Annotated in this window: 25 protein-coding genes; 15 read left to right on the plus strand and 10 right to left on the minus strand. The window is 52.2% G+C overall.

Annotation, left to right across the window (positions count from 1 at the left end; all coding sequences use genetic code 11):
- Positions 1–234: 234 nt before the first annotated feature.
- From citC to rna, 8 genes are all read left to right on the plus strand, one after another.
- Positions 235–1,311, plus strand: coding sequence for a [citrate (pro-3S)-lyase] ligase (gene citC / locus OGV80_RS18980; protein WP_047412710.1), 1,077 nt, complete (start codon positions 235–237; stop codon positions 1,309–1,311).
- Complete coding sequence (gene citD / locus OGV80_RS18985) at positions 1,308–1,604, plus strand: citrate lyase acyl carrier protein (RefSeq protein WP_003831276.1); 297 nt, start codon at positions 1,308–1,310, stop codon at positions 1,602–1,604. The genes citC and citD overlap by 4 nt, the downstream gene beginning before the upstream one ends.
- Complete coding sequence (locus OGV80_RS18990; protein WP_043015560.1) at positions 1,601–2,509, plus strand: aldolase/citrate lyase family protein; 909 nt, start codon at positions 1,601–1,603, stop codon at positions 2,507–2,509. The genes citD and OGV80_RS18990 overlap by 4 nt, the downstream gene beginning before the upstream one ends.
- Positions 2,510–2,518: 9 nt before the next feature.
- Positions 2,519–4,051, plus strand: a complete 1,533-nt coding sequence (gene citF, locus OGV80_RS18995; protein ID WP_043015559.1) for a citrate lyase subunit alpha — start codon at positions 2,519–2,521, stop codon at positions 4,049–4,051.
- Between the two features lie 3 nt (positions 4,052–4,054).
- Positions 4,055–4,609, plus strand: a complete 555-nt coding sequence (gene citX / locus OGV80_RS19000) for a citrate lyase holo-[acyl-carrier protein] synthase (protein ID WP_043015558.1) — start codon at positions 4,055–4,057, stop codon at positions 4,607–4,609.
- Positions 4,578–5,483, plus strand: coding sequence for a triphosphoribosyl-dephospho-CoA synthase CitG (gene citG, locus OGV80_RS19005; RefSeq protein WP_043015557.1), 906 nt, complete (start codon positions 4,578–4,580; stop codon positions 5,481–5,483). Before citX ends, citG begins: the two co-directional genes overlap by 32 nt.
- A 25-nt stretch (positions 5,484–5,508) precedes the next feature.
- Entirely contained in the window at positions 5,509–6,972 is a 1,464-nt protein-coding gene (gene citT, locus OGV80_RS19010) for a citrate/succinate antiporter CitT (protein WP_043015556.1), read from the plus strand.
- A gap of 110 nt (positions 6,973–7,082) precedes the next feature.
- Entirely contained in the window at positions 7,083–7,889 is an 807-nt protein-coding gene (rna, locus tag OGV80_RS19015; RefSeq protein ID WP_181230644.1) for a ribonuclease I, read from the plus strand.
- 64 nt (positions 7,890–7,953) lie between these two features.
- Here rna and OGV80_RS19020 read toward each other — a convergent pair whose 3' ends face one another.
- Positions 7,954–8,784: an alpha/beta fold hydrolase gene (locus OGV80_RS19020; protein ID WP_043015554.1), complete on the minus strand. Its 831-nt coding sequence runs from the start codon at positions 8,782–8,784 to the stop codon at positions 7,954–7,956.
- A 275-nt stretch (positions 8,785–9,059) separates the two neighbouring features.
- Here OGV80_RS19020 and rnk point away from each other — a divergent pair, with 275 nt between their 5' ends.
- Both rnk and uspG read left to right on the plus strand, forming a co-directional pair.
- Positions 9,060–9,470, plus strand: a complete 411-nt coding sequence (gene rnk, locus OGV80_RS19025) for a nucleoside diphosphate kinase regulator (RefSeq protein ID WP_005120853.1) — start codon at positions 9,060–9,062, stop codon at positions 9,468–9,470.
- A 183-nt stretch (positions 9,471–9,653) separates the two neighbouring features.
- Positions 9,654–10,082, plus strand: coding sequence for a universal stress protein UspG (uspG, locus tag OGV80_RS19030; protein WP_003022101.1), 429 nt, complete (start codon positions 9,654–9,656; stop codon positions 10,080–10,082).
- A gap of 69 nt (positions 10,083–10,151) precedes the next feature.
- Here uspG and OGV80_RS19035 read toward each other — a convergent pair whose 3' ends face one another.
- From OGV80_RS19035 to ahpC, 6 genes are all read right to left on the minus strand, one after another.
- Entirely contained in the window at positions 10,152–10,919 is a 768-nt protein-coding gene (locus OGV80_RS19035; protein ID WP_047412736.1) for a dimethyl sulfoxide reductase anchor subunit family protein, read from the minus strand.
- On the minus strand, positions 10,919–11,476 hold the full coding sequence (locus OGV80_RS19040) for a 4Fe-4S dicluster domain-containing protein (RefSeq protein WP_003022094.1): 558 nt from the start codon (positions 11,474–11,476) through the stop codon (positions 10,919–10,921). Before OGV80_RS19040 ends, OGV80_RS19035 begins: the two co-directional genes overlap by 1 nt.
- Complete coding sequence (locus tag OGV80_RS19045; RefSeq protein WP_047412742.1) at positions 11,473–13,749, minus strand: molybdopterin-dependent oxidoreductase; 2,277 nt, start codon at positions 13,747–13,749, stop codon at positions 11,473–11,475. Before OGV80_RS19045 ends, OGV80_RS19040 begins: the two co-directional genes overlap by 4 nt.
- Entirely contained in the window at positions 13,746–14,300 is a 555-nt protein-coding gene (locus OGV80_RS19050; RefSeq protein WP_286515509.1) for a TorD/DmsD family molecular chaperone, read from the minus strand. Before OGV80_RS19050 ends, OGV80_RS19045 begins: the two co-directional genes overlap by 4 nt.
- A 222-nt stretch (positions 14,301–14,522) precedes the next feature.
- Positions 14,523–16,088 (minus strand): alkyl hydroperoxide reductase subunit F, encoded by a 1,566-nt coding sequence (gene ahpF, locus OGV80_RS19055; RefSeq protein WP_043015550.1) that lies wholly within the window; start codon positions 16,086–16,088, stop codon positions 14,523–14,525.
- Between the two features lie 239 nt (positions 16,089–16,327).
- Complete coding sequence (gene ahpC / locus OGV80_RS19060) at positions 16,328–16,891, minus strand: alkyl hydroperoxide reductase subunit C (RefSeq protein ID WP_004859485.1); 564 nt, start codon at positions 16,889–16,891, stop codon at positions 16,328–16,330.
- 374 nt (positions 16,892–17,265) lie between these two features.
- On the opposite strand from ahpC, the gene dsbG reads away from it, so the two are divergent.
- The 4 genes from dsbG to OGV80_RS19080 all read left to right on the plus strand — a co-directional run bounded on the left by dsbG (position 17,266) and on the right by OGV80_RS19080 (position 21,099).
- The gene (gene dsbG / locus OGV80_RS19065) at positions 17,266–18,012 is read left to right on the plus strand and encodes a thiol:disulfide interchange protein DsbG (RefSeq protein WP_043015549.1); all 747 of its coding nucleotides are present in this window, start codon (positions 17,266–17,268) and stop codon (positions 18,010–18,012) included.
- A 204-nt stretch (positions 18,013–18,216) separates the two neighbouring features.
- Positions 18,217–19,113, plus strand: coding sequence for a DNA-binding transcriptional repressor CitR (citR, locus tag OGV80_RS19070; protein ID WP_200000297.1), 897 nt, complete (start codon positions 18,217–18,219; stop codon positions 19,111–19,113).
- Between the two features lie 160 nt (positions 19,114–19,273).
- The gene (locus OGV80_RS19075) at positions 19,274–20,497 is read left to right on the plus strand and encodes a phosphoadenosine phosphosulfate reductase (protein WP_047412757.1); all 1,224 of its coding nucleotides are present in this window, start codon (positions 19,274–19,276) and stop codon (positions 20,495–20,497) included.
- Complete coding sequence (locus OGV80_RS19080; protein ID WP_043015546.1) at positions 20,482–21,099, plus strand: IbrB-like domain-containing protein; 618 nt, start codon at positions 20,482–20,484, stop codon at positions 21,097–21,099. The genes OGV80_RS19075 and OGV80_RS19080 overlap by 16 nt, the downstream gene beginning before the upstream one ends.
- Here the strand turns inward: OGV80_RS19080 and OGV80_RS19085 are convergent, their stop codons facing one another.
- The gene (locus OGV80_RS19085; protein ID WP_193144640.1) at positions 21,100–22,260 is read right to left on the minus strand and encodes a pyridoxal phosphate-dependent aminotransferase; all 1,161 of its coding nucleotides are present in this window, start codon (positions 22,258–22,260) and stop codon (positions 21,100–21,102) included. It lies immediately after the preceding gene.
- Between the two features lie 132 nt (positions 22,261–22,392).
- On the opposite strand from OGV80_RS19085, the gene OGV80_RS19090 reads away from it, so the two are divergent.
- Positions 22,393–23,481 (plus strand): oxidoreductase, encoded by a 1,089-nt coding sequence (locus OGV80_RS19090; protein ID WP_087053039.1) that lies wholly within the window; start codon positions 22,393–22,395, stop codon positions 23,479–23,481.
- A gap of 97 nt (positions 23,482–23,578) precedes the next feature.
- Here the strand turns inward: OGV80_RS19090 and OGV80_RS19095 are convergent, their stop codons facing one another.
- Both OGV80_RS19095 and cstA read right to left on the minus strand, forming a co-directional pair.
- Positions 23,579–23,776 carry a YbdD/YjiX family protein gene (locus tag OGV80_RS19095; RefSeq protein ID WP_043015543.1) on the minus strand — a complete coding sequence of 66 codons (198 nt, stop codon included), beginning with the start codon at positions 23,774–23,776 and terminating at the stop codon, positions 23,579–23,581.
- Between the two features lie 63 nt (positions 23,777–23,839).
- A complete protein-coding gene (gene cstA, locus OGV80_RS19100; protein WP_043015542.1) occupies positions 23,840–25,945 on the minus strand; it encodes a pyruvate/proton symporter CstA in 2,106 nt (701 codons plus the stop codon).
- Positions 25,946–26,077: the final 132 nt, after the last annotated feature.

Genomic DNA, 26,077 nt, shown 5'->3' on the forward strand with positions numbered 1-26,077 from the left:
ATTAATTAAAAAACTTAAAACCATAAAACACATTAAAACCTTCTAACTTATTGTGAAATAAATCAAAAATTACCTCCAAAATACTCCTTACGATGTATGCAGCAGGGGAAAAAAGAAATACGTCGTAATAAAAAAACACCCCCTTCAATTGCAAACAAAACGTTATCAGGTTGCTAAACAGGGCAACAAAAACAGAAACCCAGTAACAAATATAGCATCGGGGCTCTATTTACTATGTTCGGTAATAATATATTCACGCAAGTTAAACGCTCAGAAAATAAAAAGATGGCGGCTATCGCGCAATTTCTGAAAGAGAATGATTTGAGCGTTGATACCACCGTCGAAGTATTTATCACCGTTACCCGTGATGACCGCCTGATCGCCTGCGGCGGCATTGCCGGCAATATCATAAAATGCGTCGCCATCTGCGAATCCGTAAGGGGTGAAGGCTTAGCGCTGACGCTGGCGACCGAGTTAATCAACCTCGCCTATGAGCGCCACTGCACGCACCTCTTCATCTATACAAAAACCGAGTACGAGTCGCTGTTTAAGCAGTGTGGTTTTTCTACTCTGACCAGCGTCCCCGGCATTATGGTGCTCATGGAAAACAGCACCACACGTCTGAAACGCTATGCAGAATCACTGGCGAAACAGCGTCGTGAAGGGAAAAAAATTGGTTGTATCGTCATGAACGCCAACCCCTTCACCAACGGACACCGTTTTCTGATCCAACAGGCGGCCGCGCAATGCGACTGGCTGCATCTGTTTTTGGTGAAAGAAGATACCTCGCGTTTTCCGTATGAAGACCGACTGGATCTGGTGCTTAAAGGGACCAAAGACATTCCACGTTTAACCGTACATCGCGGTTCGGAATACATCATTTCCCGCGCCACGTTCCCGTGCTACTTCATCAAAGAGCAGAGCGTTATTAACCACTGCTACACCGAAATAGACCTGAAAATCTTCCGCCAGTATCTGGCCCCGGCTCTCGGCGTTACGCACCGCTTCGTCGGTACGGAGCCGTATTGCACCGTCACCTCCCAGTACAACAATGATATGCGCTACTGGCTGGAGACCCCAACGCTTCCCGCCCCACCGATTGAACTGGTGGAAATTGAGCGGCTGTGCTTCCAGGAGATGCCGATTTCCGCCTCCTGGGTGCGCAAGCTGCTGGTTAAAAAAGATCTCACGGCTATCGCATCCCTGGTCCCTGACGCCACGCTGCATTATCTGCAAAGCATGGTTGAGCGAGCCTCATCGGGTGCGGCAGTCCGCCAAAATACCCCCGCATTAGCAACAGGTGAAAAATGAAAATAAACCAGGCAGCCGTCGCAGGCACACTCGAGTCCGGTGATGTGATGATTCGCATCGCCCCGCTCGATTCGCAGGATATTGACCTGCAGGTTAACAGTAGCGTCGAAAAGCAGTTCGGTGATGCCATTCGGGCCACCATCCTGGACGTTCTGTCCCGCTACAACGTACGCGGCGTGCAATTAAATGTTGATGATAAAGGCGCACTGGACTGCATTTTACGTGCGCGACTGGAAGCACTACTGGCCCGCGCTGGCGGTATTCCGGCACTGCCATGGGAGGATTGCCAGTGATTAGCGAATCTTTGCAGCAACGTAAAACCCGTACCCGCCGCAGCATGCTGTTCGTACCGGGTGCCAATGCCGCCATGGTCAGCAACTCGTTCATCTACCCGGCAGATGCGCTGATGTTCGACCTCGAAGACTCCGTCGCGTTGCGCGAGAAAGATACTGCTCGTCGTATGGTGTACCACGCGCTGCAGCATCCGCTGTATCACGACGTTGAAACTATCGTGCGCGTAAACGCCCTCGACTCCGAATGGGGCATTAACGATCTCGAAGCCGTGGTACGTGGCGGCGCAGACATCGTGCGTTTACCGAAGACCGATACCGCGCAGGATGTTATCGACATCGAAAGCGAAATCCTGCGTATCGAGAAAGCCTGTGGCCGTGAACCCGGCAGCACTGGTCTGTTAGCCGCTATTGAATCGCCGTTAGGCATTACCCGTGCGGTAGAAATTGCCCACGCTTCCGAGCGCCTGATCGGTATTGCCCTGGGCGCGGAAGATTATGTGCGTAACTTGCGCACTGAACGCTCCCCGGAAGGGACTGAACTGCTGTTTGCCCGCTGCTCTATTTTGCAGGCGGCACGCTCTGCCGGCATTCAGGCGTTCGACACCGTGTATTCCGATGCCAACAACGAAGCAGGTTTCCTGCACGAAGCCTCACACATCAAGCAGTTGGGTTTTGACGGCAAGTCGCTCATCAACCCGCGCCAGATCGAACTACTGCACAACCTGTACGCCCCGACGCGTAAAGAGCTGGCTCACGCGCGCCTGGTGGTAGAAGCCGCTGAAGCCGCCGCTCGCGAAGGCCGTGGCGTAGTTTCCCTGAACGGCAAAATGGTCGACAGCCCGGTTATCGAGCGCGCCCTTCTGGTTATCTCCCGTGCAGAACTTTCCGGCATTCGCGAAGAATAAGGCAAAAAAATGACGCAGAAAATCGAACAGTCTCAACGCCAGGATCGCGTGGCGACCTGGAGCCGTCATGCAGAAAGTGAGCTTTCCGCTTATCAGAGCACCGCAAAAGTAGAACTGCAGGCGCAAAAACCGCGCGACAAAAAGCTGTGCGCTAACCTGGAAGACGCCATTCGCCGTTCCGGTTTACAGGACGGCATGACCATCTCTTTTCACCACGCTTTCCGCGGCGGCGATCTGACGATTAACCTGGTGATGGACGCCATCGCCAGTATGGGCTTTAAAAATCTGACGCTGGCCTCCAGCTCACTGAGCGACTGCCATGCTCCGCTGGTTGAGCACATCCGCCAGGGCGTGGTTAGCCGTATTTATACCTCCGGCCTGCGTGGTCCGCTGGCGGAAGAGATCTCACGTGGCCTGCTGGCCGAGCCGGTACAGATTCACTCCCACGGCGGCCGTGTACACCTGGTACAAAGCGGCGAACTCAGCATTGATGTGGCGTTCCTCGGCGTACCGTCCTGCGACCCGTTTGGCAACGCCAACGGTTATACCGGTAAAGCGTGCTGCGGCTCACTGGGCTATGCCCGCGTCGATGCCGAAAACGCGAAACAGGTTGTCCTGCTGACTGAACAGCTGCTGACCTATCCGCATAACCCGGCCAGCATTACACAAGATCAGGTGGATCTGATCGTGCAGATCGACCAGGTCGGCGATGCGGACAAAATCGGTGCCGATGCGACCCGCATGACCACCAACCCGCGTGAACTGTTAATCGCCCGAAGTGCGGCAGACGTCATTGCTAACTCCGGTTACTTCAATGAAGGCTTTTCACTGCAGACAGGAACCGGCGGCGCTTCTCTGGCCGTTACACGTTTCCTGGAAGACAAAATGCGCAGCCGCGATATCCGCGCTGACTTTGCGCTGGGCGGCATCACCGCGACCATCGTTGATCTGCACGAAAAAGGCCTGATCCGCAAACTGCTGGACGTACAGAGCTTTGACCGTAACGCGGCGGAGTCTCTGGCCCGCAACCCAAACCACATTGAGATCAGCGCTAACCAGTATGCCAACTGGGGCTCGAAAGGCGCATCTGTCGATCGTCTGGACGTCGTGGTGCTGAGCGCGCTGGAAGTTGATACCAGCTTCAACGTGAACGTACTGACCGGTTCTGACGGCGTACTGCGCGGCGCATCCGGTGGTCACTGCGATACCGCGGTTGCGGCTGCGCTTTCCATCATCGTCGCTCCGCTGGTTCGTGGGCGCATCCCGACGCTGGTTGATAACGTGCTGACCTGCGTAACGCCAGGCTCCAGCGTAGACATTCTGGTCACTGACCACGGTATCGCCGTTAACCCTGCGCGTCCGGAACTGGCAGAACGTCTGAAAGAAGCCGGTATGAAAGTGGTTTCCATTGAATGGCTGCGCGAACGCGCACAGCAGCTCACCGGTCAGCCACGCGCTATCGACTTTACCGACCGCGTGATTGCCGTTGTGCGTTACCGCGATGGCTCGGTGATTGACGTTGTGCATCAGGTGAAGGAATAAGCCATGCACCTGCTCCCTGAACACGCCACCCAACACGCGGTTTCTATTCCCGAGCTGCTCGCCAGCCGTGATGAGAGGCAAGCAAGGCAACATGCCTGGCTGACCCGCCACCACGCGGCGCTGGTCTCGTTTACCGTGGTCGCACCGGGTCCGATTAAAGACAGCGAATTAACTCGTCGCATCTTTAATCACGGCGTCACCGCCCTGCTCGCGCTGGCGGAAAAATCCGCCTGGATTGTCAGGGAGCAAACGGCGCTGGTTTCAGCCAGCGGTCCGGAAGGTCTTTTGTCTGTTGAGGCTCCGGCCCACGACCTCAAGCTCGCCACGATTGAACTTGAGCATTCACATCCGCTGGGACGGTTATGGGACATCGATGTCCTGACCCCTGAAGGGGAAATTCTGTCCCGGCGTCATTTCGCACTCCCTGCCCGCCGCTGTCTGTTGTGCGAGCAAAGTGCTGCCGACTGTGCGCGGGGTAAAACCCACGCGCTTTCCGACTTACTTTCTCAGATGGAGGCACTGCTGCATGATGCCGATTCCCGCAACATCAACCAATAACGCTGTCCTTCCTCTGGATCTGCCTGATGCTTACGCAACGCTTGCGTGGCGGGCTATGTTGACTGAAGTCAACCTGTCGCCCAAACCCGGTCTGGTGGATCGTATTAACAACGGCGCGCATAAAGATATGGCGCTGGAAGATTTTCATCGCAGTGCTGAAGCGATTCAGGCATGGCTACCACGTTTTATTGAATATGGGGCGTTTAGCGCGCAGCTGTCGCCTGAAGATGTGCTGAAAGGACTGCGTCCGCTGGGCATGGCCTGCGAAGCCGATATGTTTCGCGCCACCGCCGGGGTAAACACCCATAAAGGGAGCATCTTTTCACTGGGGCTGCTGTGCGCCGCCATTGGCCGCCTACACCAGCTCCAACTGACTGTCACCGCTGAAACCATTTGCTCTACGGCAGCAACATTTTGCCGTGGCCTGACCGAGCGCGAACTGCGCCAGAACAATCAACAACTCACGGCTGGCCAACGTCTTTATCAGCAATTGGGATTAACCGGCGCACGGGGCGAAGCCGAAGCGGGGTACCCGCTAGTCATCCAGCATGCCCTGCCGCATTACCGCGCACTGCTGACTCAGGGCCGCGACCCTGAACTGGCGTTACTCGACACATTATTGCTGCTGATGTCTATCAACGGCGACACCAACGTGGCTTCACGTGGCGGCGCAGAAGGTCTGCGTTGGCTACAGCAGCAGGCCACCTCCCTGTTGCAGCAAGGGGGAGTTCGCACCCCTGCCGATCTCGAATACCTGCGCCAGTTCGACCAACAGTGCATTGAACGCAACCTCAGTCCTGGAGGCTGCGCCGATCTGCTGATCGTCACCTGGTTCTTAGCTCAGATTTCACAAGTTCATCATTATCACAATTAAAGATCCTTTCCGGAGAATCACACACATGTCTTTAGCAAAAGATAAAATATGGAAGTTATTGGCCCCGCTGGTTGTAATGGGCGTCATGTTTCTTATCCCTGTACCCGATGGAATGCCCCCACAGGCCTGGCACTACTTTGCTGTATTTGTGGCGATGATCGTAGGTATGATCCTTGAGCCAATTCCGGCAACAGCGATCAGCTTTATCGCCGTCACGATCTGCGTTATCGGCAGCAACTATCTGCTGTTTGATGCTTCCGAACTGGCCGACCCGGCGTTTAAAGCGGGTAAGCAAGCGCTGAAATGGGGTCTGGCAGGCTTCTCCAGCACCACCGTGTGGTTGGTGTTCGGTGCGTTTATCTTCGCACTGGGTTATGAAGTCACCGGTCTGGGTCGTCGTATCGCACTGTTCCTGGTGAAATTCATGGGTAAACGTACCCTGACGCTGGGCTATGCGATTGTTATCATCGACATTCTGCTGGCGCCGTTTACACCGTCCAACACCGCGCGTACCGGTGGCACCGTATTCCCGGTAATTAAAAACCTGCCGCCGCTGTTTAAGTCATTCCCGAACGATCCTTCCGCGCGCCGTATCGGCGGATATCTGATGTGGATGATGGTCATCAGTACCAGCCTGAGCTCCTCTATGTTCGTTACCGGCGCTGCGCCTAACGTGCTGGGTCTGGAATTCGTCAACAAAATTGCCGGTATTCAAATCAGCTGGCTGCAATGGTTCCTCAGCTTCCTGCCGGTGGGTATTATTTTGCTGATCGTTGCTCCGTGGCTGTCCTATGTTCTGTACAAGCCAGAAGTCACTCACAGTGCTGAAGTTGCCGCATGGGCCGGTGATGAACTGAAAACCATGGGTAAACTGACGCGCAAAGAGCTGACCCTGATCGGTCTGGTTCTGCTCAGCCTGGGTCTGTGGGTCTTCGGTGGTAAACTGATTGATGCAACCGCAGTAGGCCTGCTCGCCGTGTCCCTGATGCTGGCGCTGCACGTGGTACCGTGGAAAGACATTACCCGCTATAACAGCGCATGGAACACCCTGGTCAACCTCGCCACGCTGGTCGTTATGGCGAATGGTTTAACCCGTTCAGGCTTCATCGACTGGTTCGCCAACACCATGAGCACGCACCTGGAAGGCTTCTCGCCTAACGCGACCGTGATCGTTCTGGTGCTGGTGTTCTATTTTGCTCACTACCTGTTTGCCAGCCTTTCTGCACACACTGCCACCATGCTGCCGGTTATTCTGGCCGTCGGTAAAGGCATCCCGGGCGTTCCAATGGAACACCTGTGTATCCTGCTGGTACTGTCTATCGGTATCATGGGCTGTCTGACTCCGTATGCAACGGGCCCTGGCGTTATCATCTACGGCTGTGGTTATGTGAAGTCCAAAGACTACTGGCGTCTGGGTGCTATCTTCGGCGTTATCTACATCTCTATGCTTCTGCTGGTCGGCTGGCCGATTCTGGCAATGTGGAGCTAATCATCCTGGTTCACGCCTGATGAAAATGATGCCAGTCAGCTAAACCTGACTGGCATTTTTTATGATTAAATAGATGATATTCAGAATTTATATAAGTATCCGAAATCATCATGACATCAACATGGCGTTATTCTTCGTTGCTGGCAGCACTCCTGCTGCCCGTTTCTGCGGCTCAGGCCGATGAACTTCTGGCAAAACAGTACGCTGATTTTGACAGCTACGTGCTGGCCCTCTCCTGGCAAACCGGATTTTGTCAGAGTCAACACGAGCGTAATCGTCAGGAGCCTGACGAATGTCGTCTGCAAAAAGAGAGCGCGAACAAAGCAGATTTCCTGACCGTTCACGGTTTATGGCCCAGCCTGCCAAAATCCATCGCCGCCCGTGGAGTAGACAACCGCCGCTGGATGCGCTTTGGCTGCGCGACTCGCCCTATTCCCAACCTGCCTGAAGCACGCGCCAGCCGTAAATGCGCGGCCCCCGAAACCGGGCTGTCGCTGGAAAGCGCGGCAAAACTCAGCGCCGTAATGCCCGGCGCAGGCGGGAGAACTTGTCTGGAACGTTACGAGTATGCCAAACATGGCGCCTGTTTCGGCTTTGATCCCGACGAGTATTTCGGCACGATGGTACGGCTAAATAACGAGGTTAAGAACAGTGAGGCGGGCAAGTTCCTGGCGGAAAACTACGGCAAAACCGTCAGCCGTAGCGCATTTGACGCCGCCATCGCCAAAAGCTGGGGCCAAGAGAGCGTCAAAGCCGTGAAGCTAAGCTGCCACGGCAATCCGGCGTATCTCACCGAGATCCAGTTGTCCCTGAAGGCCGACACCATCAACCAGACGTTATCCCCACAGTCATTCTTACCGCAGCCGCATCCGGGTAACTGCGGTAAACAGTTTATTATCGATAAAGTGGGATACTGAAACTCGCGACCGGGCATAACGCTGATCCCCATCGGGCGGATCAGCGTTATACGTTCTCAAAAGATTACGATTGAATAAAGTTGAGCAGATCGCCGTTGATCTGTTGTTTATGGGTGGTGCAAATACCATGCGAGCCGCCGACATACACCTTCAGCTGCGAGTCCGGCAGTATTTCCGCCGCGACCTTTCCGCAGGTTTCAAACGGGACAATCTGATCGTCATCACCGTGGATAACCAGCGTCGGAATGGTCATTTTTTTGAGGTCCTCACGCAGGTCGGTTTCTGAAAACGCGTGAATACAGTCGTACAACGCTTTGATGGAACCTTGTAAGCCCTGTTCAACAAAGCTTTCGCGAACGGCTTTTGACTCGTTCGCACCCGGGCGGTTGTAGCCATAGAATGCTGCGGTCAGTTCATAGAAAAAGGCAGCGCGATCGTTTATCACCCCTTCACGGATGCCATCAAACACCTCTTTCGGCACGCCATTTGGATTAAAGTCGGTCTTGATCATAATGGGCGTCACCGCGCCGATTAACACCGCTTTTGCCACCCGCTGCGTTCCATGGCGACCTATGTAGCGCGCCACTTCCCCACCGCCGGTAGAGTGTCCGACATGAACAGCATCTTTAAGATTGAGATGCGCGGTCAGTTCAGCCAGATCGTCAGCATACTGATCCATATTGTGGCCATCCCAGGGTTGGGCCGAACGCCCATGCCCACGCCTGTCATGGGCGATTACACGAAATCCTTTCGACCCGAGGAACAGCATCTGATCTTCAAACGCATCTGCCGTCAACGGCCAACCATGGCTGAAGACGATAGGCTGTCCACTTCCCCAGTCTTTAAAATGCAAATAGCTGCCGTCTTTCAAGGTAAGTTTGTCGTACTCGCTCATGAGATCTCCTGTCGCGGAACACTGAGTTGTTTGACGCGCCCGTAGCGAGCGCTTAAAAAGCATAATGCAAATTGGAGAACGATCACGTTTTTCGGCTAAAATCACACTATATGCGACAAAATTGATGATTTACCTGAATGTGAACTAAATCACTTCAAACATGGGGTAAGTCTCAGTATCATCATAAAAGCTAAACCCTTGCCGCCTGACGGTGAGGGTTTTCTTTTGGGATTATTTACCTGCGCACCCGCAGTTTCGACGACATGGAGTAATAAATGTCCAGACCAACTATCATCATTAACGACCTCGATGCGGAACGCATTGACCGCCTGTTGGAGCAACCTGCGTTTGCTGGTTTACCGATTGCCGACGCCCTGAACGCCGAGCTGGATCGTGCCCAAATGTGTTCTCCAGAAACCATGCCGCACGATGTCGTAACCATGAACAGCCGCGTGAAATTCCGCAATCTGAGTGATGGCGAAGTCCGTGTGCGTACCCTGGTGTATCCGGCCAATATGACTGACAGCAGCACACAGCTTTCGGTAATGGCCCCTGTCGGCGCTGCACTTCTGGGCCTGCGCGTTGGCGACACTATTCACTGGGAACTGCCTGGCGGGACCTCAACGCACCTCGAAGTCATCGAGCTTGAGTACCAGCCTGAAGCTGCAGGCGACTACCTGCGCTAACTCTGTCTTATCAAAGCCACGCGCTTTATCTTACAGGGGATGCATCCGCATCCTCTTTCCGGTTAGATTTCCCTGCTCCTCGCTTTCTTTCCTGTTCGCAAAACATAAATCTGTGTCGTGACTGACAGAATCATTTTTAATACTATGCTGTTATGTGTTCATGTAATGACAAGGAGAATGTTTATGTACAACACAATCATAATGCCTGTTGATGTATTCGAAATGGAACTGAGCGACAAGGCTATTCGCCATGCAGAATTTCTGGCCCAGGATAAAGGGGTTATCCATCTGCTGCATGTGCTGCCAGGCTCAGCGAGCTTAAGCCTGCACCGCTTTGCGGCCGATGTCCGTCGTTTTGAAGAGCATCTGCAACACGAAGCGGAAACCCGTCTACAAACGATGGTTGGTCACTTCAGCATCGATCCTTCCCGTATTAAACAACACGTCCGCTTTGGCAGCGTCCGTGACGTGGTCAACGAGTTGGGTGAAGAGTTGAATGCGGATGTGGTCGTCATTGGATCGCGTAACCCATCAATCAGCACCCATCTGCTCGGCTCAAATGCTTCCAGCGTAGTTCGCCACGCGACGCTGCCGGTGCTGGTCGTGCGTTAACAGCCTCACCGTTACTAAAGAAAACCCCTGCCAGGTTAACGCCTGACAGGGGTTTTTATTACCTCACGATCAGTACAAATGACCGATATTGACGATAGTGCTGACCGTATCGCCAAAGAACGTCAAACGACTCAGGAATACGCCAACAAACAGCAGGACAAAGAGCGCTTTTGCACGACGCTCGCCCTGGCGGCTGAGCGCAAAGGCCACCGCCAGACACACCAGGCTTGCGAGATAAAGCGGCGACGTCAGCCAGGCATGCGCCGTCATCTGCATGATAGTGCCGCCGCTTAGCCAGATAACAGGCGCGGCAATCATGACCGCCATACAAACAATAATTCCCTGGCGCAATGCGGCAACGGCAGGCGCGAGATTAAGCAGCGGAATCGCCGCGCAGCCCATCACCCACACCGTAATGAAAAACAGCAGCATTGTCAGACCGTTGGCGATCGCCACCATTGCCGGGGCGGCATAGGTCATCCCCTGAACCGCCACCAGTGCGATCCCGAGAACAGAAGCCAGAACCGCCGGCACTTTATGTCCTTTTGCCAAAAACGTCACGCCCACCGCCGCGCCGTATAACGTTGCGCCGAGAATTTCACGGCTGAGCCAGGCGTGCTGCAGGTTGATCAGGGCGTTGTAGGCGCGATCCGGATGCGCAAGGTGCAATACCGCCGCCACGGAAGCCGCTGCCAGAATCAGCCCGCTAACCAACCAGTACAGGCGTTTGCTTTCCAGTTTTCCTTGCAACGCGCGCAGCGTCAGAATGAGCGTTATACCGACCGACATCTGGCTCAAGACGGTAAAAATAACCAGAGGAAGTTCATACTTTTCCATTACTTGCCCTCCGGTTGCTTCGGTTGACGCGCGAGGATAAAACGCGTGCCAGGATTAAGCTGCGGCATACGCGGGAATCCCGGCGGATACTGCACCGCATTGTCAGGTATCGGATCGGCATCGAGGTCAATAAGCGTCAGCGCACCTACCGGACAGGCATTCACGCACGCCGGCTGCATGCCAACATCAAGACGCTCGTAGCACATGCTGCATTTTTCCGCTTTTTTCGTTTCTTCATTAAAGCGCGGCGCACCGTATGGACAGTTGCGGATACAGTTTTTGCATCCGATACAACGTTCCGGGTTATGCACGACAACCCCATCCTCACGTTTGGTGTACGCCTCTACCGGACAAGCTGCCAGGCAGGCCGGATTTTCGCAGTGGTTACAGGCCAGCGAATAGAACGCTCGCTCCTCATGCGGATAAATTTCTTTATCCAGCGGGTAGACATAGCGCCAGAAACGTTCTGGCTCCAGCTGGTTAAAACTTTTACACGCCATCGCACAGCCACGGCAGCCGATGCACTTATCGCTATTAACTAAAAACGCGCGTCTCATGCCGCTGCTCCTTCATTTCCTGACAGAGTAATATCTACAAATTGACTGTGAATGGCCGCACCAGGTGCGCCTGTCGCCATTTTCCCCATATCGGCTGGCGTATCTTTAACCACATTCTGTACGTTGTAACTAAGCTTATTGAACCAGGACTCGTACATCACAAGAAAATCTTCCGGCACGTTGGTGGTGATTTTGGCGCGCAGCTCAACATGACCCGCCTCGTTGAAAACTTTGACGTGAGCGCCCTCAGTGATGCCCTTTTTCTGCGCAGCAAGCGGGTGGATATAGACAAAGGGTTCTGGCCAGAAAACCTGCATCCAGTCCAAATTGACAAACTGCGAGTGCAGACCGTACTGCAGGTGAGGTGTAAACAGGTGGAACGGCAGCGCTCCCTGCGCACCCGCTTTATATTCAGGCAAAGCCGTGTGACCGTTTTCCGCGCAGCGTTCTGATTTAAACTCATACTTGCCTGACGGCGTTTTGAATTTGCGATCGAACCAGGCCGCGCTGCTGACCATTTTTGCTTTGCGGGGTCCTTCCAGCAGGTCATTCCAGCCCGCTATGCCGAACTGTTTGCCCATTCCCTCATTGAATTCCTGATCCAACCAACGTTTAGCATCAAACTCCTGCGGGAAGGTACATGAACCGGGTTCCAGTTTATTGATGGTTTTGGACAACAGCGCCGCTATTTCAGGATCGCTCTTGCACTCATACAGCGGTTTAATAGCCGGTTCGTTGACGGATAACCAATAGTGCCAATAGGACGAAGAGACATCCCATTGCTCAAAAGTTGTTGTGACGGGCAGCACGATATCCGCATGCTGGACGGTTTCGTTGAAGAACTGGTCGACACAAACCACCATTTCCAGTTTATCAAACGCTTTGATCATCTTGTTGCGGTCGAAATCCTGAGCAAATGGGTTTTTAGAGGCCACCCACAGCATACGTACCGGCGGTTCACTGGCGTCGAGGATCCCCTGCGCCGTTTGGTTGATGTTCAGCGCACGATCGGAGTATTCGCTCTTCTCACCGCTATCGCTAACAAACTCGCCCACCGGACCACCAGCGCCTTTCATGCCGACAGAACCTGCAGGAGGCTTTTGCATCATTCCGTGGTAGTTATAGCCCCATGTCTGCAGATGGCCGTAGCGAGCGCCGCCGCCCTCAATACCAATATTGCCGGTCATCGCCACAAAGGCATCGATCGCACGTACGTTAGCGCCGCCGTTAACATGGCGCTGCATGCCGTAGCCAATCCACACGGTGGCAGGATTAACCGCCGTAAACTCTTCCGCCAACTGGCGAATCACATCCGCCGACAGACCACAAATTTCAGCAGCCCACTCTACGGTCACACTGTTGCGTAGATACGCTTCGAATTCCGGGTATCCGTGGGAATAGTGAGTGACGAAATTCTGATCCACCAAACCTTTATCCACCAGGTGGCGCGCCATGCCCAGCGCCAGGGCGCCATCAGAGCCTGGACGAACACGTAAATAGAGATCGGCTTTCGCGGCGGTTTGCGTTAACAGCGGATCGATAACGACCACTTTTGCGCCTTTCTCCCGCGCCTGATAGATGTACTTCATGGTGTGCATAGAGCACCATGCCGGGTTAGCGCCCCAGATGATGATGTATTTTGCTTTAACAAAATCTTCCGGGTCGTTACACCACATGTCGCCCATGTCGTAGTTCTGGGCATCGATACCCGCTGGCCAGCAAGGCGTCCCGGCAAAACGGGTGGTGTAACCCAGCGAAGACATCATCCCTTCAACGGCATAGCCCATCACCCCAAGATTGCCTGAGTATTTTGACAGCGCCAGCCCAAGCATTGAGCCGTCTTTCTTTTTGATCTCCAGCATCTTGGTTGCAATGCGCTGCATTGCTTCGTCCCAGGAGATACGACGCCAGTTACCGCTGCCACGAACATCCTGAATCATCGGATATTTAATGCGATCCGGGCTATATACCCGGCGAGGATAAGTCAGACCTTTTACACACGGTGTTCCGTGCGTAAACGTTGACTCAGGCGCGCCTTCCACAAAGGTGATAACGTCATCCTTGACCCAGGTTTTCAGGCTACAGGTGTCATAGCAGTTACGCGGACAGGCGTTGCGAGAAATTTTGTAGGTTTTGGGGTTAAACGGAATGGGCGGTTGCGCCAATGCGCAGCGTGAAGTCAGCAATCCCCCTGGCAGGGCAGCCACTGTTCCAAGGGCAATTAAGCCTTTCAAAAATGAACGTCTGTTCAGAATTCCCGGTTCATTACTCATATTGATACTCTCGTGTTTAATTCATCAAGCCAAGAAGACAACCTTTCCGCGACGGTTTTCAGCGTGGCGGTCTGTGCATTTATATTTATTTTTTCTATATACTCGGGCACCCATATCGCTATATACTCACTTACATATTGAGTAAGGGCGACCTGGTATTCTGCTGATGTTCTGGCATTAGCCGATAATAAAACCGCCAATTCCAATACACAGGAAATATGATCATCCGGGATGTTATTTACATGACTTATAGACAAACCTATGTTTGCCATAAATTCCCGCATGCTCAGCGTTGATTTACCCATTACGAGGGCATCTTCTTCGAGATAAACCGAAGCGAATGGCGCGGCCTTTAGCGTCTGCGGCCCGACAAATAGCGCATTGAAGTCATACTCCGCTTCCAGCCACTCCTGCTCTGTTAGCAGCGAGGCATTTGTATCCAAAGCTGAATAAGCCGCTTTCAGCGTGTGACTATCGTGAGAAATAAAAAAATCACGCAACAACAACCCTGTCGATTCAAAGATCGTCAGGGTTTCATATATTTCACCCATGAATTAACCAACCATTTATTCATACAACAAATGAAAACATAATGCAGGTTAATATAATAAAGAAAACGTCTAATCTTTCTTTGATAAAACTAATGATCAGACTAATTAAGTGAATGTTTTATGCGGTTAATTGTTTCAAGAATTGACAATATGAGAGCGTGGAAATAAAAAACCGCCAGCGGATGACTGGCGGTTTTGACATTGCAGGTGAGTCTTACTTTTTTATGCTACTGTCGTGCGAATCAGATAATCAAACGAACTCAACGAGGCCTTCGCGCCTTCACCGGTCGCGATGATGATCTGCTTATACGGTACGGTGGTGCAGTCACCGGCGGCGAAAACGCCCTTCACGCTGGTTTCACATTTGGCATCGATGATGATTTCACCCATGCGATTACGTTCAACGGCACCTTCCAGCCAGTTGGTGTTTGGCAACAGACCAATCTGTACAAAGATACCTGCCAGTTCCACGCTGTGAACATCGCCACTCACGCGGTCGCGATACTCCAGACCAGTGACTTTGCTGCCATCGCCTTTCACTTCTGTCGTTTGCGCATTCAGAATGATGTCGACGTTTTTCAGGCTGCGAAGCTTATTCTGCAGCACCTGATCAGCCTTCATTTCAGGAGCAAACTCCAGCAGCGTCACATGTTCAACAATGCCTGCGAGGTCAATAGCTGCTTCAACACCAGAGTTACCGCCGCCAATCACCGCCACGCGCTTGCCCTTAAATAGCGGGCCATCGCAGTGCGGGCAGTAAGTTACGCCTTTGGTGCGATACTGATCTTCGCCCGGAACGTTCATGTTGCGCCATTTCGCGCCGGTGGCGATGATAATGCTGCGCGCTTTCAGCACCGCGCCGGATGCCGTTTCAATCTGGTGCAAACCGCCTTCCTGCGCCGCCGGAACCAGTTTGCTTGCGCTCTGGCTGTCGATCACATCAACATCATAATCATCAACGTGTGCTTTCAGCGCGCCCGCCAGTTTCTGGCCTTCAGTTTTCGGTACCGAGATGTAGTTTTCAATATCAACGGTATCAAGAACCTGACCGCCAAAGCGTTCGCCCATCAGACCGGTGCGAATACCTTTACGTGCAGAGTACACCGCCGCAGCCGCTCCCGCAGGACCGGAGCCAACAATCAACACATCGTAGGCATCTCGCTTATTCAGCTCTTCGGCCGCACGTTTTTCTGCGCCAGTATCCACTTTCGCGACAATCTCAGTCAGCGTCATACGACCCTGGCCAAACTCTTTGCCGTTCATATATACCGCCGGAACGCCCATCACATTACGATCGGTGATTTCGTTCTGGAATGTACCGCCGTCAATCGCCGTATGCTTGATGCGTGGGTTCAATACCGACATCAGGTTCAGCGCCTGTACCACATCCGGACAGTTATGGCAGGAGAGCGAATAATAGGTTTCAAATTCAAAATCACCGTCGAGATCGCGGATCTGCTCCAGCAGCGCCTGCGCCTCTTTTGACGGATGACCGCCAGTCCACAACAGCGCCAGTACCAGCGAGGTAAACTCATGGCCCAGCGGAGAACCGGCAAAGCGCGGCCCCTGGTGAGAACCAGGATTGGTAATCAGGAACGATGGCTTACGTACCGCCAGAGTATTGTCTTCTTTAAAGGTGACTTTTTCTGACAGTTCAGCAATTTCAGTCAGCAGTTCCTTAATTTCTGCCGATTTAGCGCTGTCATCCAGCGTAGCAATCAGCTCAACAGGTTTGGTCAGTTTCTCAAGGTAAGCCCTGAGCTGGGTTTTCATATTTGTGTCGAGCATTCTTCTTCCCTCTCTGAAAACATCATCATGCAAGCGGCCTCGTTCAGGCAGTCTGAATACGTTTGCATCATGGTGTTGGAATAAAACGGGCACGACGCACCCGCTTAAGAATTAATTCGCAAGAATTTCGTGTTACAGGCAGGCGGCAAGCTTATGAATCCCCGGGAGCTTACATAAGTAAGTGACCGGGGTGATTAAGCGTAGCCAACGCACCTGTAGCGCGAAAGGCGTAGCGAATTTTAGATTTTACCGACCAGGTCCAGAGATGGGGCTAACGTGGCTTCACCTTCTTTCCATTTTGCCGGGCAAACTTCACCTGGGTGAGAAGCGACGTACTGAGCCGCTTTGATTTTGCGCAGCAGGTCAGACGCATCACGGCCGATACCTTCAGCGGTAACTTCGATTGCCTGGATGATACCCTGCGGGTCAACAACGAAGGTTGCGCGGTCAGCCAGACCTTCATCTTCACGCATGTTGTCGAAGTTACGGGTCAGAGCGCCAGTCGGGTCGCCGATCATCGCGTATTTGATTTTCGCGATAGTGTCAGAGCTGCTGTGCCATGCTTTGTGGGTGAAGTGGGTGTCAGTAGATACGGAATACACATCTACGCCCAGTTTCTGCAGTTCTTCGTAATGGTCTGCAACGTCGCCCAGTTCGGTCGGGCATACGAAAGTGAAGTCAGCCGGGTAGAAGAAGAAGACGCTCCAGCGACCTTCGGTATCTTTCTCGGTTACTTCGATGAACTCACCGTTTTTGAACGCCTGGTTTTTGAAAGGTTTAATTTTGGTATTAATCAAAGACATCTGTACTTCCTCCGTGTTTTCGTTGAGAGATAAGTTAACGAAAATCTCTTCGCAGGGCTAATGCGTTTCCTTTATCAAATCAATAAGCGATAACTAACAACCCACTCAAACACATGTTGTGAACCTAAAGGTGAAAGTAAAAAAGGCCCCCTTTGCAGGGAGCCTCATTACCCGAGCTACCCGCAGGTAACGTCAGTGCCAGCAGGGCTGGCTATGTGTTGCGCTCTACATTACCTTAACAAAGGTCGTAACAGCGATTGGGATTACATCACCCAACTCAAGAAAGGGCAATCGACGGACGGTCGATCTTACCTATGGCTGCGATAGGTTTTGCAACTAAGTCCCCTTTCCTTCTGATTTTATAAGGAAAATCAATGTTTAAACGTACCTTACTGTTAACCCTGCTCCCTGCAGTGGTGCATGCCGAAGAACTGCCTGCACCCGTTAAAGCTATTGAGAAACAGGGTATTACTATCCTGAAACCCTTCGACGCGCCGGGAGGAATGAAAGGCTATCTGGGAAAATACCAGGACATGGGGGTCACTATCTATGTCACGCCTGACGGTAAACATGCCATCTCCGGCTACATGTACAACGAAAAAGGCGAAAATCTCAGCAATGCGCTAATCGAAAAAGAGATCTATGCTCCTGCCGGACGAGAAATGTGGCAGCGAATGGAAAAAGCAGCATGGATTCTGGACGGGAAAAAAGAGGCCCCGGTCATCGTCTACGTGTTTGCCGATCCTTTCTGTCCCTATTGCAAACAGTTCTGGCAGCAGGCGCGTCCATGGGTGGACGCCGGTAAAGTTCAGTTGCGTACATTATTGGTTGGCGTAATAAAACCTGAAAGTCCGGCCACCGCTGCTGCAATTCTGGCAGCCAAAGATCCGGCCAAAACCTGGCATGACTATGAGGCATCCGGTGGGAAAATGAAGCTGGAAATCCCGGCTTCGGTCCCTGCGGAGCAAATGAAGGTACTGAATATCAACCAAAAGTTGATGGATGATTTGGGGGCCAACGTAACGCCGGCTATCTATTACATGAGTAAAGACGATACGTTACAACAGGAAGTAGGCTTACCGGATAAAGAAAAATTAAATATTATCATGGGAAATAAATAAAGGTAACAAGATGAGTGATTGTTATCGTTCTCATTTCAATCACTCATTAGAATTAACTTTGCTGGTAAAAATTACGCAATCTGTGCTATTTTAGCTAAAGTTAATTATTCATTAAGCACAGAAACATAAATTCCAAGAATAACTAGCATTTAAACTATTCCACAATTGAATTTTTCAATACATTACCATCACAGGAAGGTATGCATGGCTAACCTCTATGACCTCAAAAAGTTCGATCTCAATCTGCTGGTTATATTTGAATGCATATATCAACATTTGAGCATCAGCAAAGCTGCAGAAACGTTGTACATCACACCATCAGCCGTAAGCCAGTCATTACAACGACTGCGTACGCAGTTTAACGACCCTTTGTTTATTCGCTCCGGCAAAGGCATTACGCCTACGGTGACAGGCGTCAATCTTCATCAGCACCTTGAGCAAAATCTAAATAAACTGGAACAAACCATTAATATTATGCACGGTTCCAGTCTGAAAAATAAATTCGTAATCTACAGTCCACAAATCACCACCACGCTGGGCGTAACGGAATTAATAAACTCATTAAGAAAAAACTCCGATGTCGAAATTGAACACCACGATATATTAATGTCGACAGAAACCGCAGAAAATATTCTGGCGTACCGCAAGGCTGATCTAATCATCTCGACAGTACCTGTGCACAACCGCTCTATCGTATGTACCCTGTTTAAAACAGTTGAAAGTGTTTTAGTATGCAGCAGGAATCATCCCAGAATGGTTGAACACAGTACGCTTGAAGAAATCATGCGCGAGCAGTTTACACTGTTTATCACAACTCAATCTGGCGTCCAGGAGCAACAGTCAGCAGCTAATAATCTCTTTCTCAACCGTAAAATAGGTTTTAGTAGTGATTCATTGACTTCTATTGCCAATATTATTGCCAGCACGGATATTATTGGCATCCTTCCCAAAATAGTTTATAAGCAAAACGCCGCTGCGCTTAACCTGAAAGAGATCAGTGTTGATTTCAAATTACCATCAGTTAAGCTATTTCTAATGTATAATCGCTCCTCACTTAATAACAAATCATTTGCTGAGTACATTAAAACGATCACCCCATAGGCTCTGTAAATAACAACGCAACAATATATATTTTTTATAAATTAGACGGCAATATTTAAACCGTGAATATGTTTAAGTATTGCATCCTGGTGAAATTAGCATATCTTATTGAAAGTATTTACTATAGCTGTAAATAATAAAATCTGGATATGGACTTGATATGTCTGTTTATAAAATACCACTGAATCAAAACGTTCTCGAAGCCGCACAGGAACGTATTGCCTGGACGCTTGAGGCTCTGCCACGCATTTGCGTTTCTTTCTCTGGGGGTAAAGATTCTGGGTTGATGTTACACCTGACGGCCATAAGCGCCCGCCAGTCAGGTAAAAAAATTGACGTGTTATTTATCGACTGGGAAGCCCAGTTTTCCTGCACTATCGACTATGTACAGGCGCTTCGCGAACGTTATTCCGATGTCATCGAACGCTTTTATTGGGTCGCATTACCGCTCACTACGCAAAATTCCCTCTCCCAATTTCAACCTGAATGGCAGTGTTGGGAACCGGGCACGCCGTGGGTTCGCCAGCCTCCGGAAGATGCCATAACCGATCCTGAGTATTTCTCTTTTTACCAGCCCGGCATGACGTTTGAACAATTTGTTCGCGAGTTCGCTGACTGGTATTCAGAGAAACGACCAGCCGCGATGATGGTCGGGATCCGCGCCGATGAGTCATATAATCGTTTTGTCGCCATTGCTAATTCGCAAAAGCAACGCTTTGCCGATGATAAACCCTGGACCACCAGCGCCCCCGGCGGGCATACCTGGTATATTTATCCACTTTATGACTGGAAAACCGCCGACATCTGGACCTGGTTTGCTAAAACCCAGTTGCCATGCAACCCCTTGTATAACCTGATGTATCAGGCCGGTGTTCCTACACGATATATGCGCATCTGCGAACCCTTTGGGCCAGAGCAGCGTCAGGGACTTTGGCTCTACCATGTTATTGAGCCTGAACGCTGGGCGACAATGTGCGCGCGCGTCAGCGGCGTAAAAAGCGGCGGGATTTATGCGGGTCTCGATAACCATTTTTATGGTCATCGAAAAATATTGAAACCCGAACATTTAAGCTGGCAGGAATATGCCATGCTGCTGCTCAACAGCATGCCGGAAACGACCGCCGAACATTATCGCAATAAAATCGCCGTCTATTTGCAGTGGTATAAGAAAAAGGGCATGGAAAATATTCCGCAAACTCAGGAACGAGATATTGGCTCAACGGATATCCCGTCGTGGCGGCGTATCTGTAAAGTCCTGCTGAATAACGACTACTGGTGTCGGGCGCTGTCATTCAGCCCAACAAAACCCAAAAACTACCAACGTTATAACGAACGCATGAAAACCAAACGCCAGGAATGGGGGATCTTATGCAACAACGATTAACTCAGGAACTCGTTGGCTTTCTTTCTGATCTGTCAGAAAAAGAGAGAATTGAAGCCATCAATGAATTCAGACAGGCGATACACAGCGTCAGTCCTTTTCGCGAAGAGCCTGTAGACTGCGTGCTGTGGGTTAAAAATGATCACATCTCACCCAATGACTACAATCCCAATAACGTTGCGCCACCGGAGAAAAAGCTGCTGCTGAAATCTCTGGAAGCTGACGGATTCACGCAACCCATCGTGGTGGTCCACTCCACGGCTGAAGAATACGAAATTGTCGATGGTTTCCACCGCCATGAACTAGGGAAAGCCAAAGCCTCGCTGCGCACAAGGCTAAAAGGATATTTGCCGGTCTCCTGTTTAGAGCGTGAGCGTCATGAGCGTATGGCTGCGACCATCCGCCATAACCGCGCTCGCGGACGTCACCAAATTCATGCCATGTCCGAAATCGTCCGTGAATTATCATTGCTGGGCTGGAGTGAAGAAAAAATTGGCAAAGATCTCGGCATGGATAGTGACGAGGTTTTACGCCTGAAACAAATTAACGGCCTGCAAGAATTATTTGCCGACCGTCGCTTCTCCAAAGCCTGGACGGTTAAATAGCTACAGCGAAACCAGACGTTCGGCTGCCGCTATCAGCGTCGATTCCTGCTTGGCAAAACATAGGCGAATCAGCTTATGCGGGAAAGGATCGGCGCAGAAAACCGATAGCGGGATCGCCGCAACGCCCACTTCTTTGGTCAGCCACTGACAAAACTCAACGTCGCCAAGCGTGGAGACGGCGCTGTAATCAACCAGCAGAAAATACGTGCCTTCACACGGCAGAATTTCCAGCCGGCTTTCACGCAGCGCATTTACCAGTACATCGCGTTTTTTCTGATAAAAGGCTGGCAACTCACGATAATGCGTGGGATCTTCGCGCAGCATATCCGCCAGAGCCAGCTGTGCCGGCGTATTGACGGAAAACGTCAGATACTGGTGTACCTTGCGCAATTCCGCGCTAATGGCGGCAGGCGCTACGCAGTAGCCGACTTTCCAGCCGGTCATATGATAAGTTTTACCAAACGATGAAACGGCAACGGCACGTTCACGCAGCTGTGGATGCGCCAGCACGCTGGCATGTCCCTGTCCGGCGAAGCAGATATGTTCATACACTTCATCGCTGATGACAAAAATATCGCGTTCTTTAATCGCCTGCCACAGGGCATCGAAATCGGCGTGATGCCACACGCTGGCGGAAGGATTGTGCGGTGTATTAAGGATCACCAGCCGGGTCCGTTCGCTAAGTAACGCGCTAAATTCCTGCCAGTCGACGCGAAAAGACGGCGGTTGCAGCGCGATGCGTTTGACCACGCCGCCGGATAATTCGATCGCGGGCGCATAGCTGTCGTAGCTCGGGTCAAAACATATCACCTCATCGCCAGGCCGAACCAATGCCGTAATCGCGGCGTACAATGCTTCTGTAGCCCCCGCAGTGACGGTCACTTCGCTATTCGCATCAGGTTTATAGCCGTACAGCTGCGCGGTTTTATCCGCAATAGCTTCGCGCAGCGGCAGTACGCCCGTCATCGGCGCATACTGGTTTGCGCCATGCGCGACGTGATACGCCAGACGTTCTTGTAAAAAGAGCGGACCATCAAAATCAGGAAATCCCTGCGAGAGGTTAATGGCCTGGTGCTGCTGCGCCAGCGCGCTCATTTGCGTGAAAATAGTGGTGCCCAGATTAGGCAGTTTGCTTTGCGGAATCAGCGGGTTATTACTCATTATAGTTATCCCAGCATGTGATGTTGTGGTTGAAGCCACTATAGCACGATGCTAGTATTTGGCAATCAAGACGTTCAGACGTCTATATAAAAATAACCTGCCTGGACAGGACAGCCAAAAGGACAACACAACATGAGTAATACCGAGATTCGCGTCGTCACCGGCCCGGCCAACTATTTTTCCCATCCCGGCAGCCTGTCGAGACTCAACGATTTTTTCACCGGGGATCAACTCTCACGCGCCGTCTGGGTATATGGTCAGCGCGCCATCGATGCAGCCCGACCTTATCTGCCAGAGGCCTTTCATCTTGCCGGGGCTAAACGTCTGCTGTTTACGGGTCATTGCAGTGAAACAGATGTCGCTCAACTGGCAAAAGAGTCAGGAGAGAATCGCAGCGTGGTGATTGGCGTGGGCGGCGGAACATTGCTCGACACGGCCAAAGCGCTGGCCCGTCGTCTGGGTCTGCCTTTTGTCGGTATTCCTACTATCGCGGCGACCTGCGCCGCCTGGACACCGCTCTCCGTCTGGTATAACGATGCTGGACAGGCGCTACATTTTGAAATTTTCGCGGATGCCAACTTCCTCGTACTGGTAGAACCCGAGATCGTTCTCCATGCGCCAGAAGAATACTTACTGGCGGGGATTGGCGACACGCTGGCGAAATGGTACGAGGCCGTCGTGCTCGCACCTCAACCGGAAACCCTGCCGCTTACCGTGCGTCTGGGTATCCATGCTGCGCAGACGATCCGCGACGTCCTGCTGGAAAGCAGCGAGCAGGCGCTGGCAGACAAACAACAAGGCACGCTAAGCCGAACGTTTTGCGATGTGGTGGATGCTATTATTGCCGGAGGCGGCATGGTTGGCGGTCTGGGCGAGCGCTATACCCGCGTGGCGGCCGCGCATTCGGTACACAATGGCCTGACCGTCCTCCCGCAAACGGAGAAGTTTTTACACGGCACCAAAGTGGCGTACGGCATACTGGTGCAGAGCGCGCTGCTGGGACAAGATGATGTGCTGGCGCAGTTGATTACCGCTTATCAGCGCTTCAACCTGCCAACCCGATTAGCTCAACTGGAAGTGAACATCAATAACCGCGTCGAACTCGATAAGGTTATCGCGCACACTCTGCGCCCTGTGGAGTCCATTCACGCGCTGCCGGTAACGTTAACGCCGCAGACCCTGCGCGCAGCGTTCGAAAAGGTAGAGTCGTTTACGGTGTGATTAGGGTGCGGGTTGCCTGATGGCGGCTTCGCCTTATCAGGCCTACGGTCAAAGCATTGTTGTAGGCCGGATAAGCGTCAGCGCATCCGGCAAAAAATTAACAGCACTTCGCGCCGCCTTTCCCCCCATAGCGCGCATCCTGACGCTCGCGGAAAAATTCTTCATAGGTCATTGGCATCTGGTCCGGATGCGTGACGCGCATATGTTCAACATAGTTGTCGTAATCCGGCACACCTATCATTAATCGGGCGGTTTGACCTAAATATTTCCCAGCTTTGGAGAGCGTTTCAAACATAGTGTTTCCCTGTCGTACAAACGCCCTCCCCGTTCAGGAGAGGGCTCGTTGGTTAAGAGAATATTAGTGCGCGCCTTTCGCTTGCGCCACGATCTCTTCGACATTCTCAGGCATCGGTTCGTACGGCGTTTCTTTCGACGTCGGTTTGTCCTCTTTCAGCGCTGCCAGCGCAGTTCTGATGGAGAACAGACCCAGCACCACAACGACCACCATGAAAAAGATGGTCAGTCCCGCATCCAGTCGGTTATTAAATACCAGTTGCGTCAGCTGCGACTGGGTGTACTGCGCCGGAATGTTGCCGCTGTCGATCATCGCCTGGAATTTGTTGGCGATAGCCAGGAAGCCGATTTTCGCATCCGGGCTAAACGCTTTCTGCCAGCCAGCGGTCAGGGTACAAATCAGCAGCCATGCCGTTGGCACCAGCGCCACCCATGCGTAGCGCTGACGTTTCATCTTGAACAACACCACCGCACAGAGCATCAGCGCCATACCGGCCAGCATCTGGTTGGCGATACCAAACAGCGGCCACAGAGTATTAATACCGCCCAGTGGATCCACCACCCCCTGGTGCAAGAAGTAACCCCAGGCCAACACGCACAGCGCTGTAGCCAGCAGGTTCGCAGGCAGCGAATCGGTACGTTTCAGACTCGGTGACACCACGCCCAGCAGATCCTGCAGCATAAAGCGCGCGGCACGTGTACCGGCATCTACCGCCGTCAGAATAAACAGCGCTTCAAACAGAATGGCGAAGTGATACCAGAACGCCACATCCATCATACCACCCAGCGCGCCGTGCAGAATGTACGCCATCCCTACAGCCAGCGTCGGCGCTCCGCCTGCGCGGGAGATAATGGATTGTTCACCGACTTCATTGGCGATTTGATGCAGGGTGTCCGGCGTAATGGCAAAGCCCCAACTGCTGACCACCTGCGCCGCAGAAGCGACTACGTCAACCGTCCCCGCCGGAGCCAGCACCGCCATCGGGCTGTTCATCGCAAAGTACACGCCCGGATCGATGATACACGCAGAAACCAGCGCCATGATGGCGACAAAGGATTCCATCAGCATCCCGCCGTAGCCGATAAAGCAGGCCTGCCCTTCATTCGCCAGCATCTTCGGCGTGGTACCGGAAGCGATCAGCGCATGGAAGCCCGATACCGCGCCACAGGCAATGGTAATAAACAGGAACGGGAACAGGTTACCAGTCCAGACCGGGCCAGTACCATCAACAAACTTAGTCAGCGCAGGCATGGTCAGCGTCGGACGCATGATCAGAATCCCTACCGCCAGACCAACAATGGTGCCGATTTTCAGGAAAGTAGAAAGATAATCACGCGGCGCCAGCAGCAGCCATACCGGCAGCACGGCAGCGACAAAGCCGTAGCCCACCAGCATCCACGTCAGTTGTACTCCGGTAAAGTCAAAGTACGGCGCCCAGGTCGGGCTTTCAGCGACCCAGCCGCCGGAAATAATAGCAAACACCAGGAATACCAGACCGATGACCGACACTTCACCAATGCGGCCCGGGCGCAGATAACGCAGGTAGATCCCCATAAAGATCGCCAGCGGAATGGTAAACGCGACGGTGTAAGTGCCCCATGGGCTGTGGGTCAGCGCTTTCACGACGATCATCGCCAGTACCGCAAGGATAATCACCATGATCATAAAACAGGCTACCAGCGCAATAACGCCCGCCGTAGGGCCCATCTCTTCTTTCACCAGTTCGCCAAGGGAACGACCATCGCGACGGGTAGAAACAAACAGCACCATGAAATCCTGCACAGCTCCCGCCAGCACTACCCCGGCGAGCAGCCAGATCATACCTGGCAGATAGCCCATTTGCGCCGCCAGCACAGGTCCAACTAACGGACCCGCTCCGGCAATCGCCGCAAAATGGTGACCAAACAGCACTTTTTTATCGGTAGGAACATAGTCCAGACCATCGTTATGACGCACGGCTGGCGTCATACGCGTCGGGTCCAGCGCCAGTACATTTTTCGCAATGTACAGGCCATAAAAACGGTAAGCGATTAGGTAGACACAGACCGACGCCACGACTATCCACAACGCGTTGATCTGTTCACCACGGTTTAATGCGATATAGCCGAGGGCAAATGCTCCCACTACGGAGAGCAATGTCCAGACGAGGTACTTCCCTGATTTGTTCATAGTTGTATCCGTTATCCTGGTCAGAGAGATGTTACATTTTGTTTCTATAACATCTTTTCTTGATTTAACAACCTGACAACCATGTAAAGCGGATATATCACTGATTTTTTACATTGTATTGTTAACTTGATC

It is taken from the genome of Citrobacter sp. Ce119, assembly GCF_030334525.1.
In the GTDB taxonomy this organism is placed as follows: domain Bacteria; phylum Pseudomonadota; class Gammaproteobacteria; order Enterobacterales; family Enterobacteriaceae; genus Citrobacter; species Citrobacter europaeus.

What these genes read in the sequence shown, in the direction of transcription:
- citC (WP_047412710.1), top strand. Translation starts at nt 235, where the DNA reads ATGTTCGGTAATAATATATTCACGCAAGTTAAACGCTCAGAAAATAAA.
- citD (WP_003831276.1), top strand. Translation starts at nt 1,308, where the DNA reads ATGAAAATAAACCAGGCAGCCGTCGCAGGCACACTCGAGTCCGGTGAT.
- citF (WP_043015559.1), top strand. Translation starts at nt 2,519, where the DNA reads ATGACGCAGAAAATCGAACAGTCTCAACGCCAGGATCGCGTGGCGACC.
- citX (WP_043015558.1), top strand. Translation starts at nt 4,055, where the DNA reads ATGCACCTGCTCCCTGAACACGCCACCCAACACGCGGTTTCTATTCCC.
- citG (WP_043015557.1), top strand. Translation starts at nt 4,578, where the DNA reads ATGATGCCGATTCCCGCAACATCAACCAATAACGCTGTCCTTCCTCTG.
- citT (WP_043015556.1), top strand. Translation starts at nt 5,509, where the DNA reads ATGTCTTTAGCAAAAGATAAAATATGGAAGTTATTGGCCCCGCTGGTT.
- rna (WP_181230644.1), top strand. Translation starts at nt 7,083, where the DNA reads ATGACATCAACATGGCGTTATTCTTCGTTGCTGGCAGCACTCCTGCTG.
- OGV80_RS19020 (WP_043015554.1), bottom strand. Translation starts at nt 8,784, where the DNA reads ATGAGCGAGTACGACAAACTTACCTTGAAAGACGGCAGCTATTTGCAT.
- rnk (WP_005120853.1), top strand. Translation starts at nt 9,060, where the DNA reads ATGTCCAGACCAACTATCATCATTAACGACCTCGATGCGGAACGCATT.
- uspG (WP_003022101.1), top strand. Translation starts at nt 9,654, where the DNA reads ATGTACAACACAATCATAATGCCTGTTGATGTATTCGAAATGGAACTG.
- OGV80_RS19035 (WP_047412736.1), bottom strand. Translation starts at nt 10,919, where the DNA reads ATGGAAAAGTATGAACTTCCTCTGGTTATTTTTACCGTCTTGAGCCAG.
- OGV80_RS19040 (WP_003022094.1), bottom strand. Translation starts at nt 11,476, where the DNA reads ATGAGACGCGCGTTTTTAGTTAATAGCGATAAGTGCATCGGCTGCCGT.
- OGV80_RS19045 (WP_047412742.1), bottom strand. Translation starts at nt 13,749, where the DNA reads ATGAGTAATGAACCGGGAATTCTGAACAGACGTTCATTTTTGAAAGGC.
- OGV80_RS19050 (WP_286515509.1), bottom strand. Translation starts at nt 14,300, where the DNA reads ATGGGTGAAATATATGAAACCCTGACGATCTTTGAATCGACAGGGTTG.
- ahpF (WP_043015550.1), bottom strand. Translation starts at nt 16,088, where the DNA reads ATGCTCGACACAAATATGAAAACCCAGCTCAGGGCTTACCTTGAGAAA.
- ahpC (WP_004859485.1), bottom strand. Translation starts at nt 16,891, where the DNA reads ATGTCTTTGATTAATACCAAAATTAAACCTTTCAAAAACCAGGCGTTC.
- dsbG (WP_043015549.1), top strand. Translation starts at nt 17,266, where the DNA reads ATGTTTAAACGTACCTTACTGTTAACCCTGCTCCCTGCAGTGGTGCAT.
- citR (WP_200000297.1), top strand. Translation starts at nt 18,217, where the DNA reads ATGGCTAACCTCTATGACCTCAAAAAGTTCGATCTCAATCTGCTGGTT.
- OGV80_RS19075 (WP_047412757.1), top strand. Translation starts at nt 19,274, where the DNA reads ATGTCTGTTTATAAAATACCACTGAATCAAAACGTTCTCGAAGCCGCA.
- OGV80_RS19080 (WP_043015546.1), top strand. Translation starts at nt 20,482, where the DNA reads ATGCAACAACGATTAACTCAGGAACTCGTTGGCTTTCTTTCTGATCTG.
- OGV80_RS19085 (WP_193144640.1), bottom strand. Translation starts at nt 22,260, where the DNA reads ATGAGTAATAACCCGCTGATTCCGCAAAGCAAACTGCCTAATCTGGGC.
- OGV80_RS19090 (WP_087053039.1), top strand. Translation starts at nt 22,393, where the DNA reads ATGAGTAATACCGAGATTCGCGTCGTCACCGGCCCGGCCAACTATTTT.
- OGV80_RS19095 (WP_043015543.1), bottom strand. Translation starts at nt 23,776, where the DNA reads ATGTTTGAAACGCTCTCCAAAGCTGGGAAATATTTAGGTCAAACCGCC.
- cstA (WP_043015542.1), bottom strand. Translation starts at nt 25,945, where the DNA reads ATGAACAAATCAGGGAAGTACCTCGTCTGGACATTGCTCTCCGTAGTG.